Origin of the sequence: Bacillus sp. T33-2 (genome assembly GCF_002860205.1) — a bacterium.
In the GTDB taxonomy this organism is placed as follows: Bacteria; Bacillota; Bacilli; order Bacillales; family Cytobacillaceae; genus T33-2.
In genome coordinates, this window is sequence record NZ_PGVB01000013.1 from 90,377 (window position 1) to 108,306 (window position 17,930).

A 17,930-nucleotide genomic window follows, 5' to 3' on the forward strand; every position below is an offset into this window, starting at 1 on the left:
GCACCAATTTTTTATGGTTTAAGTCCTTTCGTGATGAACTGTATTGTAAACTTGGTTTCAGTTTCATCATGCCAATCTGCCTCTGGTAAGACTAGATAACGGGCAATCAAAAGGCCGAACACGTTAGTAAAGGTTATCCGTACTACCGTAAGCGGAGGGAGGTCGATGATTTCTCCTTTTTGCTGATAATATTGTACCAGCCTTACAAATCGTTCAATAACTTTTAAGCCGATATGTTCTTTAAATAGCAGCTTTAATTCTTCATGAAATGGTATTTCCTGAATCAGTATTTTAACAATTGACAGGTTCCTCACTAAAAATTCACGCCGATTTTCGAGCATTGCTGTTAAAAAGTCTTCAAAGTGTTTATATTCCCGGTCGAGCACCTTGTTCAGGTCTTTAATGATAAAAGGTGCAACGAATTTCACCATAACGGGAGAAACGATTGAAATAAGCAGGTCTTTTTTTGTTTTGTAATGCCTGAAGATTGTACCCTCTGCCACGCCTGCTTTTTTGGCAATCTCACTTGTGGAGGTGGCTGAATACCCTTTTTCAGCAAATATCTCTATTGCCGCAATCATAACTTTTTTCTGTTTGTCCGTGAGTTCTTCGTCTTCCTCAAACAACTCGCTTAACCATGCATCTTGTTCTGGCATTGTTATTCCCTCAATCGTATTTTTTCTTATTCTAACAGAAGAAACAGAAGCATCGAAATTAGACGCTGCGATATTTTCTCAGTGCCAAAATGTTGAGCAGGATAAACAGAACCGAAAAACCAGCCAGCATCAATAAATTGCTGTAAATAGTTTCCCACCCATATCCTCTTACCATGACCTCACGCAGTGCATCAGCTGCATAGTAGAGGGGTGTGAGCGGACCAATCCAGCTGAGCCAATCAGAGATGGTTTCAAGGTTGAACAGCCCACTGAAAAAAATTTGGGGCACTACCACAATAGGGATGAATTGCATCATCTGAAATTCATTATTGGCGAAAGCTGACAATAAAATGCCAAGTGTCAGTGCTGTCATTGACAAAAGCAGGGTAATTACCAGCACATAAATGAACGAACCTTCCATCAGCATGTCAAGTACGTAAATAGCATATGAAGCAATGATGGTGGCCTGAATCATTGTAAATATCCCAAAACCTGCCGTGTACCCGACTACGATTTCCCATTTCCGTAACGGAGAGGAAAGGAGTTTCTCAAGTGTTCCAGTCGTCCTTTCTCGTAAAAAAGATATACCGGCAACGAGGAAGACAAAGAAAAATGCAAAAAATCCAACCAGGAACGGGCCAAAATAGTCAAACTGCCCCATATCCTTAGAGCCATGCAAATAATCGATGCTTAATTCCTTGCCAGACTGTGCAGACTGCAGGGGCTTCATGGCCTCCTGGATCCATCTGATGACAGAACCGTTTACTGCAGGGTCACTCCCTTCAAGGACTACACCCTCCGGAAGTCCGCCTTTAAATTGCATATAACCGTCTATTCTTTTTTCTTTTAAATCCTCTTTTGCCTCCTCAGAGGATTTATATTTTGAGATATCTGCATCATCCATGTTGATATTTTCCTCAACAGCTTCCGGGATATCGACAAGGCCTATTTTTGGAATATAATCGTCACCGTTAAAAACAAGGTCCAGCATCGTCAGAATCAAAAGTGGGGCGAAAAGCATCAGTGCGAGTGTCCGTTTGTCCCGAAGAAACTGGCGAAGAATTCTTATTACTAAGGCAGCAATTCTCATCGTGTTCCACCTCCATATACTAAAAAGGCTTCCTCAACACTTGCTGAATTTGTCTTGTTTTTTAATTCTTCAGGACTTCCGACAGCTATAAGCCTTCCATCCCGAATCAATCCAAGCCGGTCGCATTTTTCTGCTTCATCCATAACATGTGTTGTTACAATCAGTGTCGTTCCCTGCTTTTTTAGTTTGTAAAAATCAGACCAGATACTCTGCCGCAACACGGGATCAATTCCGACGGTTGGTTCATCAAGTATCAACAGTTCAGGCTGGTGGAGCAAGGCGGCTGCAAGAGAGAGACGCCTTTTCATACCACCTGAATAGCTGGAAACGAGTTTATTCAGGTGGCCAGATAAGTCAACTAGCTCCATAGTGTCCTGTATTCTTTTCCGGCGCAGTTGTCCCTTCAGACCATACAATGAAGCAAAAAACTCAAGGTTTTCCTTTGCAGAGAGTTCATTATACAGAGCATCCGACTGCGCCATGTACCCTATTTTTTCTATAAGAGTAAGGGATGGCATTTTTTTGCTGAATAGATAGTTTTCCCCTGCGGTTGGTAGTTCCAGCCCGACAAGCTGTTTTACCAGAGTCGTCTTACCTGCGCCAGAAGGACCCAGTAATCCGAAAATCTCCCCTTTGTTAATTTCTAAATCAATATTATGAAGAACGGTTTGCTTCCCAAATGACTTTGACACATTGCGGACAGAAACGATGTTTTCATCCAACTTTATCACCTCTTTTTTATGAAGTGAGTAATCACTCACTAAAATCATATAACTAAGGATTAATTTTGTAAAGTGAGTAATCACTCACGATATCAAAAAATATTTTTATTAAAAACATCGTTTCTACAATTCACAACCATCGAGGTATATGTGAAAGTTTTGTGAAGGTTGGATGCACAAAGACAGGATAGCTTTGTTAACGCTTTCGATTCAGGGCAAATACGATAAAATAGAAACAGGTACATAACCGGGAGGGAGGACCATGATGAGCAGTTTGTGGAACGCTGCTATGCCTGAAGACCAGCCATGTGAAGAGTTTTTAGGGAAAATCGATGTGCTGAAAAACCTGCCGACCGGATCAATTAAAATGATTGATAAACGGATTACGAGAAGGAGTTTTAAAAAGGGCGACCAGATCATTTCTGAATTTGATGAGGCGCGGGGGGTATTTTTTGTCCATTCCGGGATTGTGAAACTGAGCAAGCAGGACGAAAGGGGCAATGAACTGATTGTGTGCATCAAGAAAAAAGGCGAGATTTTTGCCGACGCCTGTCTGTTCAATCAAACTTTTAGAAACTACCCTGCAACAGCAAGGATGTTGAAGGATGGTGAAGTTTATTTTTTAAATTCTGCCGACCTTGAGGCAGAATTGATGAATTCTCCGCAAATGGCAGTCCAGATCATCCGTTATATGAGCGAACAGCTCCATGGCATGACATCCATTCTCAGGGACGTGGCACTGCGTGACGTCTATACAAAAGCGGTGAAAACGCTAGAGCGCCTCGCCGAAAAGTTCGGGGCCAACCGCTGCAACCGCATGCATATCGAGCTGCCGATTACGGTCCAGGAAGTCGGTTCCCTTGTCGGCACCTCGAGGGAAAGTGTCAGCCGTGTCTTTTCAAAGCTCAAAAAAGATGACGTCATCGATGTTAAAGGCAAAAACATTATCATTACCGACTGGTGCAAATTTTGTCATATGTTCCTATCTGGAGAATAAGGATTGAAAATGTTGTCGGACCAGCATCCTCTATAGAAAGGGATGTGGATTGAAACGTCCAAAAAATCGAATGAAAAAACCCATCCGGAGAGGATGGATTTTTAATCAAAATTTATACGTCCAGAACCGTTCGTTGTTTAACCAGACGGAAGTTACCGGGTCGCCAATTTTTAATTTTTCAGCCATGTCGGCAACCATCAGTTCTGTTTGTGAACGGTGTGCTTTGATGGCTTCGAGTTTTTGGTCCGCGATCGCGCTGATATCATGCACGATATCTGCCTCGCCCAGCTCCTCTATAGCATTTTTCGAAAACGCGACACAATGAAGCTTTGGCCGCCTGTTTTCCGGCATCTGCCGAACAGCCTTAACCACTGCCGCGCCGGTCGCGTCATGGTCGGGGTGTACGGCATAGCCGGGATAGAATGTGATAATGAGCGATGGGTTCAGTTCGTCGATCATGCCAGCAATGATTGCGGCCAGTTTGTCTTCATCCTCAAATTCAATCGTTTTATCCCGGAACCCAAGCATACGCAGATCAGAAATCCCAAGGACTCGCGCTGCTTCTTTCAGCTCCATTTTACGGATATAAGGGAGTGTTTCCCTGTTCGCGAATGGGGGGTTCCCCATATTCCGCCCCATTTCACCCAAAGTCAGGCAGGCATATGTGACTGGAGTTCCCATTCCCGTGTGCCAGGCAATCGTGCCAGAAACGCCGAACGCTTCATCATCCGGATGGGGAAACACCACGAGTACATGTCGTTCTTTTTCCATCTACAATACTCCCTTCAACCAGTAAGTGCTTGACTCTCCTATTCAAACGGCGTTTCGCTGATTTGCAGCGCCACGGCCAGCCGGCCCTCAAAATCATGGCCTGCCAGCAGGAGCCGTCCTTTGTCATCTATTTCAAAATGGGTGATACCTTCAGCGTAAACCCAGCCAAATGGAATTTTTAAACCCACCCTGAACGGCCCGTTCCCGGTGATTTTAGCCCGTTCATAATTAATTTTTGCGTTTCGTAAAAAAGCTCCAGCTGAGAAAAATGTCTCATTATGATGCGAAGCATATGCCCCATTCGTCGTTTCAAGATGTACGAATACATCTTTATTTTGAAAGCTGTCAAGCGCTTCCTGGATTTTTTCGACAATAGCTGCCTCCATGCGATTTCCTCCTTCCGGACAGACGGTTCACCATCAATACTTATATTTTATCCTTTTTCGAAAAAAAGAATGGATATCTTCATCTTACTAAAAATATATTCCAATTGCGAAACGGACGCTTAAAGAAAAATACATTGTTCATTATTCCGTGGATTGCCAAAAATTAATGAAAGGATGGCACCCGGCCACCCTTTCTTAAAGTATCCTGTATTATTGAGCGTTTACGCGGCCGGCACCAAATGAGCGGTATGCGCCGTGCATGGTTGGGCCCACATATTCATTCAGCTGGAACCCGTGGCGGATTGCGTCTGTTATGAATTGTTTTGCTACTTCCACTGCGTCTGCAACAGATTTTCCTTTTGCCAGTTCAGCTGTAATGGCGGAGGAGAATGTGCAGCCTGCACCATGGGTGTATGTTGTTTCAATCACTTCAGTTTCGAACAGCCTGAATTCATTGCCATCATACAGTAAATCAACTGCTTTATCATGGTTCAGTTTGCTGCCGCCCTTGATCATGACGTATTTTGCTCCTAAATCATGGATTTTCACGGCCGCTTCTTTCATATCATCAATGGAGCGGATCGGTCCGGTTCCGGCCAGCTGCCATGCTTCGAACAGATTAGGTGTTACAACAGTTGCTCTTGGGAGGAGCAGTTCTCTCATTGCGTCTGTATTTTCCGGCTGGAGGACTTCATCTTCCCCTTTGCAGACCATTACCGGGTCGATGACCACTTTATCAAGCTTGTGCTCGTCAATTTGTCTGGCAGCCAATTCAATGATATCCACGGAACCGAGCATGCCTGTTTTCATCGCATCGATTCCGGTGGAAAGGATCGTTTCCAGCTGGGCCGCGACAATGTCAACCTTTTGCGGGAAAACGTTATGGTGCCAGCTGTTTTTCGGGTCCATGGTAACTATGCATGTCAACGCCGTCATCCCATATACGCCAAGCTCCTGGAATGTTTTTAAATCCGCCTGGATCCCGGCGCCGCCGCTGGAATCTGATCCGGCTATCGTTAAAACTTTTTTCATAGTCATCGCTATTTCCTCCCTGATGTTCTCTATAAGGCCTGGTTGGTCTTTTTTATTGATTATACCAGCATTAAAAAAATAGACAAAGAATTGTTTCCCGCCCGTTAATCCTTTCCAAATCATACAATTTTCGACTATTATGAAAATGAAAAAGAAAGGGGCGGGAGTGAATGAGAACATTATTATACATAGAGGACGAGCAGGAAATCGGCAGCTGGGTAAAAGAAGATCTTGAACAGAGGGGATACACTATAAACTGGCTCAAATCAGGTGACGGCGCCGTTGCTCTCGTAAACGAAGCTGATCTCGTAATACTCGATGTCATGCTCCCCGGCCTTGACGGTTTTACAGTAGGGCAAAGGTTGAAAAAGGAAGCACCCGGCACTCCGATTTTGATGCTGTCTGCCAGGACAGCCGTTGATGATAAACTGCATGGCCTTCAATTTGCCGATGATTATTTGACCAAGCCTTTCCATCCGGATGAGCTCGCGGCCCGGATTGAAGTACTCCTCAGAAGGTCGGGGCAAACAGCGTCCAGTGAAGTAAAACTTGGCCATATCAAAGTTTTCATGAAGGAAAACAGGATCGTAGATGGACGCACGGGTGAAGAACTGATTCTGACGGGAAAACAGTATCAAATACTGATGTGTTTTCTGAAACACCCCAACCAAATTTTGACGAAAGAACAAATTTATGAAACTGTGTGGGGAGATTCATTTATCGACGGGGATAAGACACTTATGGTACATATCAGGCATCTTCGTGAAAAAATAGAGCTTGACCCTGGCTCTCCTAAAATAATTGAAACGATCCGGGGAATCGGTTACAGGGTCAAGCAATGAAACTGAAAAACTCTTTATTGTCGAAGTATTTGCTGATCATTTTGCTGGCGATGATTGTGTTGCCGGTGTCTTTTCCGTTAATATCCCTTCTTTTTTACCTTCCCGCACAAAATTTCGACATCGAAGGCATACCTAATCAATACCAGAGTGGGACCGATTTGGAAAAGATGTGGCATTCAGAGGCGGAAAAACTGGCTGGTGCAACAGATGACCAAATTAATAATAGGTTATTGGAGCTGAAAGCAAAATATAAAAAAGCGGATCTATTTTGGGTAGATGAAAGCGGCACAACGCGTCTCAAACTTCCTGAAACAATGAACCTGCCAGATCAATGGTCCCCCGGGCAAACAATCGATTTTATGAAAAAAAGCTATGACGCGGATCCCTTCACGATCGTCACTTTTATAGGAAGCAACCAAAATGAGGGCTTTATGGTATTCCAGGTGAAAAGGGCCGAAATGAAAAGCACCGGGCAGACGATCCAGGAAAAATACGATTATGTAATGGTTATTGGGATGTTGCTGATTCTTGCCCTGTTTGTGTTTGTCTCATGGGTGTTTTTTTACAAAATCCGCAAGCGCCTGCTCAGGCTCCAGGAGGCAATGGCCCGGCCGGCCAACAACGGGATACCCGGAAAGATAGAAATTGACAAGCTTGATGAAATCGGACGGCTTGAGGAAGCATTCAACGATATGGTGACCCAGCTGGAAACGAGCAGGCTTCGGGAGCAGGAAGAAGAGGAACTAAGGAAACAGCTGATTGCGAATCTCTCTCATGACTTGAGGACACCGCTGACCACCATCAGAGGGCACGCTTACCGTCTGAAAAATGAAAGTTTGTCAGAAACCGGATTAGAATCTGTGAAGCTGATTGACCAAAAGATTGGCTATGTCGGGGAGCTGATTGAAAATCTGCTTTCATACACACTTCTGTCTGCGGGCAAGTACCCGTTCAAGCCGGAACACACGGATATTGTCCGTTTTGCAAGAACCTCGGTTGCTGCCTGGTACCCTGTGTTCGAGCGGGCAAAATTTGAAATTGTTGCCGAGTTCCCCGAACAGGCAATTACATGGTATGTCGACCCGCAGTGGCTTCAGAGGATACTGGACAATCTGTTTCAAAACGTCCTCCGCCACGCGGCCGCAGGCAAATATATCAAAATTGCAATGAATGAAAGAGAGTCCTCTCTCATTATTACAGACCATGGACCGGGAGTGGACGCCGGTTCGGAGGGCAAGGGTGCGGGTGTAGGGCTGTCGATTGTCGCCCTGATGGCGAGAGAGATGAAGCTGGACTGGAAATTGGACAGCAGTGAAACAGGGACAATAATAACCCTTAAGCCGAAGGAATAACTTGCTATAATAATATTAAAATAGGGAACGACCTTGGGGAAGTCAAAATCCAAGGGTTGTTCTTTTTTTATTGTAGTTTTTAACATTATTGTATAAAAAATACAGTTTCTAGGAAAATAACAGAGGTTACCGGGAATAAAAACAGAGTTACCGGGAATAAGTTGAGACTTACAGGGAATAAAAATGCACTTACCGGGAAAATAGCAAAATCCCACAATTTAAACCAAATTTAAATTTCAGATAGCTTTGTTTTTAACCTTGCCCCGATAAGATGGGAGGCGAGGTGAAGATAACATGAGTCAATTAATCATTCAAACAAACGGGTTAACGAAAACTTTTAAAGGCAGAAATGCGGTAGAAAATGTTAGTTTGCAGGTGAAAAAAGGGGAAATATACGGATTCCTCGGACCAAATGGAGCTGGTAAAACGACAACGATCCGGATGCTGCTCGGCCTTATGCGGCCCTCTAAAGGCAGCATCGAAATCTTTGGAAAAGACATCAGGAAAGAGAAGCTTGCGATTTTAAGGAAAATTGGTTCATTGGTAGAGTCACCGTCCTATTACGGGCACTTGACTGCAAAAGAAAACCTTGAGGTTCTCCGCAAAATATTGGATGCTCCAAAAACAAGGATTGATGAGGTTTTGTCAATCGTCCGCCTCTCGGGCGAAGCAAACCGCCCTGTTAAAGGTTTCTCACTCGGCATGAAGCAGCGCCTTGGAATAGCCTCGGCCCTGTTGGGAAACCCGGATCTGTTAATACTTGATGAGCCGACGAACGGCCTGGACCCTTCAGGGATTCTCGAAATCCGGGAACTGATTAAAAGCATGCCGTCCCAGAACGGAATTACGATTCTTGTCTCAAGCCACCTGCTTAGTGAGATCGACCAGATGGCGACACAGGTCGGAATCATTTCGAAAGGCAGCATGATCTTCCAGGATTCGATCGGAAGGCTGCGCGAACGTTCCAACAGCCAAATAAGCTTTACTGTCAACGATCCGGAAGTTGCCCGGAGGCTCCTGCTTTCAAAAGGGTTCCAGGCAGAAAGAAAACAAGATTCCATCTTTCTTGGCAGCATTCCCGATGATAAGGTTGCGGCAATCGTTGAACTGCTTGTCAGGGAACAGCTTTCAGTTTATAGAGTCCAGGAAGAAAGAAAATCCCTTGAAGACATCTTCCTTGAGCTGACCGGCGGGGAGGCGAGCCTGTGATGCGTGCGTTAATGGCGGCCGAATTGTTAAAAATAAAACGGAAAATGGTCTGGTTTTTAATTTTTCTGGGGCCGCTTGGTGTAATTGGCCTCCAAGCTGTGAATTTCCGGCTCAGGTACGATTACTTGACGGAACAGTACGCCAAAGATTTATGGGGCGGCCTCATTTTAAATGTTGGCTACTTAACGGTTCCCACATTGCTGATAGGATTGACCCTGATCACATCGATGATTTCAAATGTTGAGCACCAAACCAATGCATGGAAACAGCTGCTTGCCCTTCCAGTAAGGAAGGCAGCCGTTTTTACAGCGAAGTTTGTATTTTCCGCAGCCCTTCTATTTATTTCAAGCACTTTACTCGGAATCGGCACGGCAGTCCTGGGAGTATGCCTTGGCTTTGAAATGAGCCAAATCCCTGTAAAGGAACTGCTCATCATGAGCTATTTTCCATTCTTTGCTGCGATGCCGTTTGTCGCATTGCAAATTTGGCTCGCCGTCATCGAAAGGAACCAGGCAATACCCCTGTCGGTCGGCATACTTGGGATGGTTGTGTGCACATACGGCGTGAAATTGCCAGACTGGATGCCGTGGAAATGGCCTTCCCTCATAAATGGTTGGGGCGGGCCGGAATATTCGGCATTGGCTGGGCTCCTCACAGGATTGGCTGTTTATCTGGCCGGTTCGATCCATTTTACAAGAAAGGATGTGAAATGAGCATGTGGAAGGTATTCCGATCTGAATTGTTAAAGATGAGAAAGTCGTCAATCTGGCTGCTAATATTGATTAGTCCGGTCCTCTCTTCCCTGGTTGGGTTCGGCGAGCTGAACGGCTCAGGGGAACATACCTGGATTACAACGCTGGCCATCATGTCCTGGCTGCACGGAATGCTGTTTTTGCCGCTGATGACCGGTGTATTTTCAGCGTTTGTCTGCCGATTTGAACATATTGAGGGCGGATGGAAGCAGCTGCTTGCCATGCCGGTATCCCGCACCAGCGTCTTCCTTGCGAAATTTTTGGTTGTCGTGTTGCTGCTTGCGTTGAGCCAGGCATTATTTCTGGCTGGCTTGCTGCTTGTTGGCAATGTGAAAGACTTGGCTGGACCAGTGCCCTGGAATGAAATATTGACGAGCATCACCGGAGGATGGCTCGCATGCATGCCGCTTGCAGCGCTCCAGATGGGCGTTTCCACAGCCTGGTCCAGCTTTGCGGCCCCCCTCGCCGTCAACGTCATTTTTACATTGCCGAACATTCTTGTATCGAATTCTGAAAAATACGGCCCATTTTATCCATGGGCCCAGCCGGTCCTGATGATGATGCCAAGGCTTGGAGACAATTTTGGAGCGTTTAATGTATCATTTGAAACATTGATATTCGTCGTTTTCGGAAGCTTCCTGATTTTCTTTTTATCCGGGTTTGCCTATTTTCAAAGAAAGGAAGTCTAGCCATTTGGAACGGGAAAGCCCCTGCCTATACTATCCAATCTAAAAAGCACCTGCCCGCAATCCAGTTTGCGGGCAGGTGCTTTTATTTTTTTATAGTGTTAAAGGCGTGATGAAAGTAACTGTAATATAACCCGATATCAAATACCATATGGTTTACCAAGTATTTAAACTCAGTTATCAAGCTTTCTGGCGAGGCAAAATGATAAATACGAACATGTCGTTCACAATTTGTTAAAGGAATAGACAACTTTCAGTAAAAGTATTGTAACAATTTAGATGTGTTTTACAGCTGTTTCTCCTTTAAATTGAAATTATAGGATCAGTAAATCACCTTACCATGGTGGAATGTTTAATTAAATTGGAAATTTTCCTATATGTGATGAATTTAACAGAATCGATGTTTGCTGGATTTTAAAATTTACAGGGAACAAGTAAACATGCCTGAAGAAGGAATGTCGAAAAGGAAGTATCAATAAAGGGGTGAACACTATGAACAGGAAAGGCTGTCCAGACGAATATCCGATCACTCTCGTTGTCAATGGGTATGAAATAGCGGTTTTTCAGCTTTCGAAACAGGACCTTGAGGATTGGGTTTACGGTTACCTCTTTTCAGAAGGGTTGATTGAAAATGCAGAAGAAATCGAACTGGTCCATATTAACGATGAAACCGGCACCATCAATGTTTCCCTTAATAATTCTTTTGATCCGGAGCACATGTTTTCGAAGAAGAAGCATTACACTGCCGGCTGCGGCAGGGGGGTGACCTTCTTTTCTATGACAGATGTTAAACAATTTGACCGCGTCAGCTCTGAACACGTGTACTCCCTGGCGTATCTTTTGAAAAAGCGCAGTGAATTTGCCCAAAATTGCCCTCTGTATATGGAAACAGGCGGCATGCATGGGGCCTGCATCATCGACGAAGATGGGGCGATAACAGTCAGGGAAGATATCGGTCGCCACAACGCGGTCGATAAAGTTATTGGACACGCAATCAGAAAGCGCTTGCAACCCGAAAGGCTGGTGCTGTTGACCACCGGACGGGTCTCATATGAAATGCTCTCCAAAGCAGCAAGATTTGGGTTCGCAGTCATTGGTTCCCGTACAGCTGCCACAAGGCAGGCGGTTCAATTGGCTAAATACCTCAATATTGAAGTGATTGGCTATTTACGGGGGAAAATGGCGACAGTCTATACCACTTCGGGCAGGGTCATTAACGATTTAACAGGCACTGCCTCGGCGGATAACAACTTTGAAAGGGGTGAAGTGTGGCAGGAAAATTTAGTTTAATCATGGGGAAAAGGGATGTTCTAGCTAATTTTGGGAAGGAGAGAGAAAAATGGTTGAAATCAACCTGAATCGCCGGCAATTTTTGAAATTGTCAGGTGCCACTGCGGCTACCCTGGCTGTTGTCGAGCTCGGCTTCAATGAGAAAGAAGCCTATGCGAAAACAAAAGAGCTGAAGATTGCCAAAGCTACTGTAACACCAACCATTTGCTGTTATTGCGGTGTAGGGTGCGGAATCCTCGTACACACCAAGGGAAATACCGTGGTTTACACAGAAGGGGATCCAGACAACCCGATCAACGAGGGCAAGCTTTGCAGCAAAGGGACGACGCTCAGGCAGTTGTACACATCCGAAAAGCGCATGACAAAACCGCTTTACCGGGCCCCTGGCAGCAGCAAGTGGGAGGAAAAAGACTGGGAATGGATGCTTGACACCATTGCGAAGCGTACAAAAGAAACACGCGATAAGTCATTTGTCGTGAATGAAAATGGCATCACCGTCAATAAGACGGAAAAAATCGCAAGTCTTGGCGGCGCTGCTCTTGATAATGAAGAGACGTACCTGCTTGCTAAATTGATGAGAGGGCTTGGTGTCACGTATCTCGAGCACCAGGCACGAATATGACATAGTTCTACGGTTGCCGGTCTGGCACCTACACTAGGTCGTGGAGCAATGACTAACCATTGGAATGATCTGCAGCATACCGATTGTGCCCTGATCATGGGGGCAAACCCTGCCGAAAACCATCCGATCAGCTTCAGATGGCTCATGAAGGCAAGGGAAAAAGGAGCAAAAATTGTTTCTGTCGACCCGCGTTTCACAAGATCATCCGCGCAGGCTGACATTTACGCACCACTCCGATCCGGGACAGATATCCCGTTCCTTGCCGGAATGATCAATTATGCGATCGACAATGATCTCATCCACAAGGAGTATGTTGCTAAATATACAAATGCTTCCTTTATCGTAAAGGACAGCTACAAGTTTAATGATGGCCTGTTCTCAGGCTATGATGAAGCCAAGAGGGCATATGATAAAACCCTTTGGGCCTTTGAAACAGCGGAAGACGGCACGCCGCTCAAGGATGAAACCCTGGCACATCCCCGCTCCGTATTCCAATTGATGAAAAAGCACTATTCACGTTATGACATCGACACCGTTGTGGCAGTAACGGGGACACCTAAAGAAGATTTCCTTAATGTTTGTGAAGCCTTCTGCTCAACCGGAAAAGCCGGCAAGTCCGGTGTCATCATGTATGCAATGGGCACCACCCAGCACACTGTCGGGTCGCAGAATGTGCGCGCGTTTGCAATGCTGCAGCTTCTTTTGGGCAATGTCGGCATTCCGGGAAGCGGCCTTGCCGCAATGCGCGGAGAGTCCAACGTACAGGGTTCCACAGACTTCGGCCTGTTATACGGAGATCTGCCAGGTTACGTTGGTGTGCCGAGGGCGATCCCGGAGCATGCAACGCTTGCCGGCTATAATAAAAAGGAAACACCAAAGGCAGGCTACTGGAGCAACAAGCCGAAATTCCTTGTCAGCATGCTGAAGGCCTGGTATGGCCCGAATGCGACAAAAGACAATGAGTTCTGCTATCAATACCTGCCAAAAGGAAATAAAAACTATTCGCATATCGCCCTGTTCAATGCCATGTATAAGGGCGAGCTTGACGGTGCCTTCCTGTTCGGCACAAACCCTGCCGTCGGCGGCCCTAATGCCGGCATAGAAAAGGAAGCGCTCGGGAAGCTGAAATGGCTTGTGGCAGTCGATTTATGGGAAACGGAAAGCTCCGCATTCTGGAAAAAAGAGGCGGGCAGTGATCCTGCCAGCATCAATACAGAAGTATTCCTGCTCCCGGCGTCAGCCTCCTTCGAGAAAGAAGGCAGCGTCTCGAACAGTTCCCGCTGGATGCAATACCGCTGGAAGGCAATCGATTCAAAGGGCGAGGCCAAGGCCGACCTTGAGATCATCCATATGCTGGCCACAAAAATCAAAGCCCTTTACAAAAACGAGTCCGCTCCAGCTGCGTCACCGGTCAATGCCCTCTACTGGAATTACGGCGAAGGGCACCATCCGGATATCGACCTTGTCTGCAAGGAAATCAATGGCTATGACTTAAGCACAGGAAAGCTCGTACCTGGCTTTGGAGCCCTGAAGGATGACGGCACCACCTCAAGCGGCAACTGGATTTATTCAGGATTCTATCCCGAGGAAGGAAAGAACCTGGCAAAACGGCGCGACAACAAGGATACTGGCGGAGGCAACTTCCTGAACTGGTCCTATTCATGGCCTGCGAACCGGCGCATCCTCTACAACCGGGCTTCTGCTGATTTGAGCGGTAAGCCGTGGAGCAAGGAAAAAGCGGTCATCTGGTGGGATGACGCCCAGAAAAAATGGGTTGGCAATGACGTTCCGGACTTCGTTCCGGCGAAAGCGCCAGCCGATCCAGGCGGAACCTCGCCATTCACCATGCTGAAGGACGGAGTGGGCAGCATATTTGCCCCGACACTGAACGACGGGCCGTTCCCTGAACACTATGAGCCGTTCGAAAGCCCGGTTCCGAATGCTTTCTCCAGCCAGGAATTGAACCCAACCGTCATCCTGTTTGACGGGGAATTCAACCGAAAGGGCGACAAGGAGAAATATCCGATCGTGGGCACGACCTACCGGGTGAGCGAGCACTGGCAGTCCGGCTCGATGACGCGCAACCAGGAGTGGTTGTCGGAACTGGCCGGCCATATGTTCGTTGAAATAAGCGAAGAACTTGCAAAAGAAAAAGGCATCAAGAACAAAGACCAGGTCATTATCAGCTCGGCGCGTGGGGACGTTAAAGCGTATGCAATGGTGACCAAGCGGTTTAAGCCGCACACCGTCAATGGCAAAAAGGTACACCAGATCGGGATGCCTTGGCATTTTGGCTTTAAGGGAATTGCAACAGGGGATTCAGCGAACCGCCTGACGCCTCATATCGGGGACGCGAACACGACCATCCCTGAATATAAGGCATTCCTCTGCAACATAAGGAGGGCTGACTGATGGCGGAATATGTAAAGTTTGTTGATGTAACCAAGTGTGACGGATGCCGGGCCTGTATGGTGGCCTGCAAAAACTGGAATGACCTTCCCCCGGAACCGCAGGATTTCCTTGGAAGCATGCAGTCCCACCCAAATGTGACAGCCGACACATGGAATGTCCTTACCTTTGTGGAGCATGAAAATTCAAAAGGCAATCTAGAATACCTGTTCCGCCACTCTGCCTGCTTCCATTGTACAAATGCAGCATGTGAGAAGGTCTGCCCGGAAAATGCAATCAGCTACACTGATTTCGGCACTGTCGTCATCGACCAGGACACTTGTGTCGGCTGTGGCTATTGTGTGCAAAATTGTCCGTTTGATGTCATTTCCCTGAAGGAATACAAGGACAAGGACGGAAAAGAATACAGGAAAGCGCATAAATGCACAATGTGTACCGACCGCCTCGAGGAAGGGATGCAGCCGGCATGCGTTACCACCTGCCATACGGGTGCGATGGAGTTCGGCGAAAAAGATGCGATGATCAAAAAGGCAGAACAGCGCGTGAAGGAAATCAAGGGAAAATTCCCGAACGCAATGGTCTATAATCCACAGGGTGTTGGAGGCACACATACGGTTTATGTCCTTGCTGAAAAGCCGTCTGTTTACGGCCTGCCGGAAAACCCTAAAGTCCCTACTTCAGCAGTTGTCTGGAAGGACTATGCACAGCCAATCGGCAAAATGATGCTTGGCGCAACAACCATGGCTGTAGTAGGTGCTTTCATTTCCAACAAGATTTTCAATAAGGACGGCCACGGTCATGAAGAAGATGGAGGTGGAAGCCATGAGTAAGCAGAAAAAGCCCGAAGTGCAGGTAAGGCGTTTTTCCAAGGCGTTCGTAGCGGCACATGCTGTCAATGCCCTTTCTTTCTTTGCCCTGTATATTACGGCATTGCCAATGTACACCGAGTTTTTCGACTGGCTTTATCCTGTGCTTGGCGGCCCTGCGAATGCACGGCTGCTCCACCGCATCTTTGCTGTGATTTTCATCCTGCCGACGTTCATTTGGGTCATCTTTGATGCAAAAGGCTTTATGCTTTGGCTGAAAGAGCTTGTTACATGGAAAAAGAGGGATTTACAGTTTTTCACCGAATTTGTTAAAGAGCTGTTCGGCTTCAAATTCAAGCATGTGAAACAGTCCTTCTTTAACGCCGGAGAAAAGATCAACTCTTTCATCCAAATTTTCACGGCGGTCCTGATCATTGCTTCAGGCTTTACAATGTGGTTCCCGGATCTTTTCCCGAAGGCTTTAGTCCAGTGGGGATACTTCCTTCATAATGTCGGCTTCGGCCTTGCCATTGCCGTCGTAGTCGGACATGTGTATCTCAGCGTCATCCACCGCAACTCCAGCCCGGGATATACCGGTGTAGTTACCGGCAAGGTTCCGGCCTGGTGGGCCAAGGACCATTACACCGAATGGTATGAGGAAGAAGCCAAAAAGGGCAACTTCCCAGACCTGGATGATCCAAAATACAAAAAGCATAAAGGTGCCTGAAGGCTTGTGAAGGATATAGAAACAATATAGGCAAAAGGCTGTCTTTCTGAAGGCAGCCTTTCCTTTAAATATGAAAGAGGTGCGTCTACCAATGAAAACATCTGTCGTTTCAAAAGAATACCAGCAACTGCAAAAACAGATTATTAACCTTCAGGAACAATGGAAAAACAGCCTGAATCCTGAAAGGGTGACAGCGACAATAGATAAAGCTGCACTTGCAGCAGGCGTGCCGGCTGCTGCATTAGCAGACATTCATTTTGATATTCCACTATTTTTACAGTGGATAGATGAAGTAAGCCGGGTGCTCGCCAAACACAATCCCGGGCTCGAAGATCAGCTTGGATCACTAAGGAACTTATTAAATGAAGATTTGGCGGCGCTTTGGATTGATGAAGCCCTGGCGTTGAACCATGTTTATTTTGCTGAATTTGCCGAAGCTAACCAGCTTGATGAATGGGTCCCGCAGTTTGTCGCGGAAACAGCATCATGCCCGTATCTCCAGTTGGTTGCTGAAACCGTCCAGGAAAAAATCCACTTTGCCGTCCCGGGTGCAGGCTGTCCGGTATGCGGTGAACCAGTCAGGCTTGCCCAGCTGGAAGGGGAGGGCCAAAAAGTGGTACATTGCCCGCGCTGTCTTGTCCACTGGAATGATAAGCGGCTGACATGCTCCCATTGCGGGAATGATGACCATAAAACAATAGAATTCCTGACTGTTGAGGGAGATGCCGCTTCGCAAATTCAGGTTTGCGGCGAGTGCAATGGATATACTAAAATTATTGATACAAGACAATTTATTTCCAAGCAGTCGCCGGGAATGCTCGATTTAACGACGATCCACCTTGATTTTGTCGCCCAGGAAAATGGCTACAGGGCAGCAGCAGAGAAAAAAATTATCAATTAAAAGAGGGTGCAGGCCGTGAAAGCGGGAGCAATTATTTTATCAGGCGGCAAGTCCAGCAGGATGGGCACCAATAAAGCCCTCCTAAAAATAGATGAAAAAACGAATATTGAGAGAATCAGGGATGAGCTTGCGTCTCACTTTGATGATATAATTCTAGTAACCAATGATCCGGAAACATACCAGTTTCTAGGTGTTAAAACCGTGACCGACCATTTTCCCGGAATGGGGCCGCTCGCAGGTCTCCATGCAGGCCTAAAGGCGTCGGACTACGAGGAGAATATTGTCGTTGCCTGTGATATGCCGTTTGTATCCGCCGAGCTTGCCGCCATCCTTATCAAAACGCTTCAGCATTTTGATGCCGCCGTCCCTGTAATTGAGGGCAGGCAGCATCCCCTTTTTGCCGCTTATCAGCAAAGGATTGTAACCGAAATAGAAAAATGCATTGAGAATGATCGTCTGAGAATGAAGCATCTGCTGGATAAAGTGGCTGCCCGTTATTTGACTGAAGATGATTTGCGCGCATATTTTGACGGAAGCCTTGAACGTGTCTTTTTTAATATGAACCGCCCTGAAGAATATGAAGCTGCAAAACAATGGTCCGAAGCAGAAAAATAGTATTTGTTAAATGATCCTTATCCCGTTTCAGGCAAGCTTTAGTGTCAGTGTTCATTCCATAAGCG

18 protein-coding genes are annotated in these 17,930 nt (G+C 46.4%); 12 read left to right on the forward strand and 6 right to left on the reverse strand.

The features are described 5' to 3' along the window. Nucleotides 1-11 precede the first annotated feature (11 nt). The 3 genes from CVD19_RS11175 to CVD19_RS11185 are packed head-to-tail and all read right to left on the reverse strand — an operon-like array spanning nt 12 to nt 2,468. The gene (locus CVD19_RS11175) at nt 12-656 is read right to left on the reverse strand and encodes a TetR/AcrR family transcriptional regulator (RefSeq protein WP_101581947.1); all 645 of its coding nucleotides are present in this window, start codon (nt 654-656) and stop codon (nt 12-14) included. 58 nt (nt 657-714) lie between these two features. After that, complete coding sequence (locus tag CVD19_RS11180) at nt 715-1,746, reverse strand: ABC transporter permease (protein ID WP_101581948.1); 1,032 nt, start codon at nt 1,744-1,746, stop codon at nt 715-717. Beyond that, a complete protein-coding gene (locus CVD19_RS11185) occupies nt 1,743-2,468 on the reverse strand; it encodes an ABC transporter ATP-binding protein (protein ID WP_101581949.1) in 726 nt (241 codons plus the stop codon). Before CVD19_RS11185 ends, CVD19_RS11180 begins: the two co-directional genes overlap by 4 nt. Before the next feature lie 265 nt (nt 2,469-2,733). Between CVD19_RS11185 and CVD19_RS11190 the strand changes: the two genes are divergently transcribed. Continuing rightward, entirely contained in the window at nt 2,734-3,465 is a 732-nt protein-coding gene (locus tag CVD19_RS11190; protein WP_257985099.1) for a Crp/Fnr family transcriptional regulator, read from the forward strand. Between the two features lie 105 nt (nt 3,466-3,570). On the opposite strand, the gene bshB2 is transcribed toward CVD19_RS11190, so the two are convergent. From bshB2 to pdxK, 3 genes are all read right to left on the reverse strand, one after another. After that, complete coding sequence (bshB2, locus tag CVD19_RS11195) at nt 3,571-4,236, reverse strand: bacillithiol biosynthesis deacetylase BshB2 (protein WP_101581950.1); 666 nt, start codon at nt 4,234-4,236, stop codon at nt 3,571-3,573. Nucleotides 4,237-4,274: 38 nt separating this feature from the next. After that, the gene (locus tag CVD19_RS11200) at nt 4,275-4,622 is read right to left on the reverse strand and encodes a YojF family protein (RefSeq protein WP_101581951.1); all 348 of its coding nucleotides are present in this window, start codon (nt 4,620-4,622) and stop codon (nt 4,275-4,277) included. Nucleotides 4,623-4,832: 210 nt separating this feature from the next. Continuing rightward, nucleotides 4,833-5,660, reverse strand: a complete 828-nt coding sequence (pdxK, locus tag CVD19_RS11205; protein WP_101581952.1) for a pyridoxine/pyridoxal/pyridoxamine kinase — start codon at nt 5,658-5,660, stop codon at nt 4,833-4,835. Between the two features lie 164 nt (nt 5,661-5,824). Here pdxK and CVD19_RS11210 point away from each other — a divergent pair, with 164 nt between their 5' ends. The 11 genes from CVD19_RS11210 (at nt 5,825) to mobA (ending at nt 17,865) form a co-directional block, all read left to right on the forward strand. Beyond that, a complete protein-coding gene (locus CVD19_RS11210; protein ID WP_101581953.1) occupies nt 5,825-6,496 on the forward strand; it encodes a response regulator transcription factor in 672 nt (223 codons plus the stop codon). Further along, entirely contained in the window at nt 6,493-7,848 is a 1,356-nt protein-coding gene (locus CVD19_RS11215; protein ID WP_101581954.1) for a sensor histidine kinase, read from the forward strand. The genes CVD19_RS11210 and CVD19_RS11215 overlap by 4 nt, the downstream gene beginning before the upstream one ends. 294 nt (nt 7,849-8,142) lie before the next feature. Then, nucleotides 8,143-9,057, forward strand: a complete 915-nt coding sequence (locus CVD19_RS11220; RefSeq protein WP_101581955.1) for an ABC transporter ATP-binding protein — start codon at nt 8,143-8,145, stop codon at nt 9,055-9,057. After that, nucleotides 9,057-9,770 carry an ABC transporter permease gene (locus CVD19_RS11225; protein WP_308314868.1) on the forward strand — a complete coding sequence of 238 codons (714 nt, stop codon included), beginning with the start codon at nt 9,057-9,059 and terminating at the stop codon, nt 9,768-9,770. The genes CVD19_RS11220 and CVD19_RS11225 overlap by 1 nt, the downstream gene beginning before the upstream one ends. Then, nucleotides 9,767-10,498 carry an ABC transporter permease gene (locus tag CVD19_RS11230; RefSeq protein ID WP_101581957.1) on the forward strand — a complete coding sequence of 244 codons (732 nt, stop codon included), beginning with the start codon at nt 9,767-9,769 and terminating at the stop codon, nt 10,496-10,498. The genes CVD19_RS11225 and CVD19_RS11230 overlap by 4 nt, the downstream gene beginning before the upstream one ends. A gap of 489 nt (nt 10,499-10,987) precedes the next feature. Continuing rightward, on the forward strand, nt 10,988-11,785 hold the full coding sequence (gene fdhD / locus CVD19_RS11235) for a formate dehydrogenase accessory sulfurtransferase FdhD (protein ID WP_101581958.1): 798 nt from the start codon (nt 10,988-10,990) through the stop codon (nt 11,783-11,785). Between the two features lie 58 nt (nt 11,786-11,843). Further along, nucleotides 11,844-14,819, forward strand: coding sequence for a formate dehydrogenase-N subunit alpha (gene fdnG, locus CVD19_RS11245; RefSeq protein ID WP_142383522.1), 2,976 nt, complete (start codon nt 11,844-11,846; stop codon nt 14,817-14,819). After that, nucleotides 14,819-15,646: a 4Fe-4S dicluster domain-containing protein gene (locus tag CVD19_RS11250; RefSeq protein ID WP_101581961.1), complete on the forward strand. Its 828-nt coding sequence runs from the start codon at nt 14,819-14,821 to the stop codon at nt 15,644-15,646. Before fdnG ends, CVD19_RS11250 begins: the two co-directional genes overlap by 1 nt. Beyond that, a complete protein-coding gene (locus CVD19_RS11255) occupies nt 15,639-16,349 on the forward strand; it encodes a formate dehydrogenase subunit gamma (protein WP_101581962.1) in 711 nt (236 codons plus the stop codon). The genes CVD19_RS11250 and CVD19_RS11255 overlap by 8 nt, the downstream gene beginning before the upstream one ends. 91 nt (nt 16,350-16,440) lie before the next feature. Further along, the gene (locus CVD19_RS11260; protein WP_101581963.1) at nt 16,441-17,250 is read left to right on the forward strand and encodes a formate dehydrogenase accessory protein FdhE; all 810 of its coding nucleotides are present in this window, start codon (nt 16,441-16,443) and stop codon (nt 17,248-17,250) included. A 15-nt stretch (nt 17,251-17,265) separates the two neighbouring features. After that, nucleotides 17,266-17,865 (forward strand): molybdenum cofactor guanylyltransferase, encoded by a 600-nt coding sequence (mobA, locus tag CVD19_RS11265; protein WP_101581964.1) that lies wholly within the window; start codon nt 17,266-17,268, stop codon nt 17,863-17,865. Nucleotides 17,866-17,930 lie beyond the last annotated feature (65 nt).

Coding starts and splice junctions, on each gene's coding strand:
- CVD19_RS11175 (WP_101581947.1), bottom strand. CDS start 656: ATGCCAGAACAAGATGCATGGTTAAGCGAGTTGTTTGAGGAAGACGAA.
- CVD19_RS11180 (WP_101581948.1), bottom strand. CDS start 1,746: ATGAGAATTGCTGCCTTAGTAATAAGAATTCTTCGCCAGTTTCTTCGG.
- CVD19_RS11190 (WP_257985099.1), top strand. CDS start 2,734: ATGAGCAGTTTGTGGAACGCTGCTATGCCTGAAGACCAGCCATGTGAA.
- bshB2 (WP_101581950.1), bottom strand. CDS start 4,236: ATGGAAAAAGAACGACATGTACTCGTGGTGTTTCCCCATCCGGATGAT.
- CVD19_RS11200 (WP_101581951.1), bottom strand. CDS start 4,622: ATGGAGGCAGCTATTGTCGAAAAAATCCAGGAAGCGCTTGACAGCTTT.
- pdxK (WP_101581952.1), bottom strand. CDS start 5,660: ATGACTATGAAAAAAGTTTTAACGATAGCCGGATCAGATTCCAGCGGC.
- CVD19_RS11210 (WP_101581953.1), top strand. CDS start 5,825: ATGAGAACATTATTATACATAGAGGACGAGCAGGAAATCGGCAGCTGG.
- CVD19_RS11215 (WP_101581954.1), top strand. CDS start 6,493: ATGAAACTGAAAAACTCTTTATTGTCGAAGTATTTGCTGATCATTTTG.
- CVD19_RS11220 (WP_101581955.1), top strand. CDS start 8,143: ATGAGTCAATTAATCATTCAAACAAACGGGTTAACGAAAACTTTTAAA.
- CVD19_RS11225 (WP_308314868.1), top strand. CDS start 9,057: ATGCGTGCGTTAATGGCGGCCGAATTGTTAAAAATAAAACGGAAAATG.
- CVD19_RS11230 (WP_101581957.1), top strand. CDS start 9,767: ATGAGCATGTGGAAGGTATTCCGATCTGAATTGTTAAAGATGAGAAAG.
- fdhD (WP_101581958.1), top strand. CDS start 10,988: ATGAACAGGAAAGGCTGTCCAGACGAATATCCGATCACTCTCGTTGTC.
- CVD19_RS11250 (WP_101581961.1), top strand. CDS start 14,819: ATGGCGGAATATGTAAAGTTTGTTGATGTAACCAAGTGTGACGGATGC.
- CVD19_RS11255 (WP_101581962.1), top strand. CDS start 15,639: ATGAGTAAGCAGAAAAAGCCCGAAGTGCAGGTAAGGCGTTTTTCCAAG.
- CVD19_RS11260 (WP_101581963.1), top strand. CDS start 16,441: ATGAAAACATCTGTCGTTTCAAAAGAATACCAGCAACTGCAAAAACAG.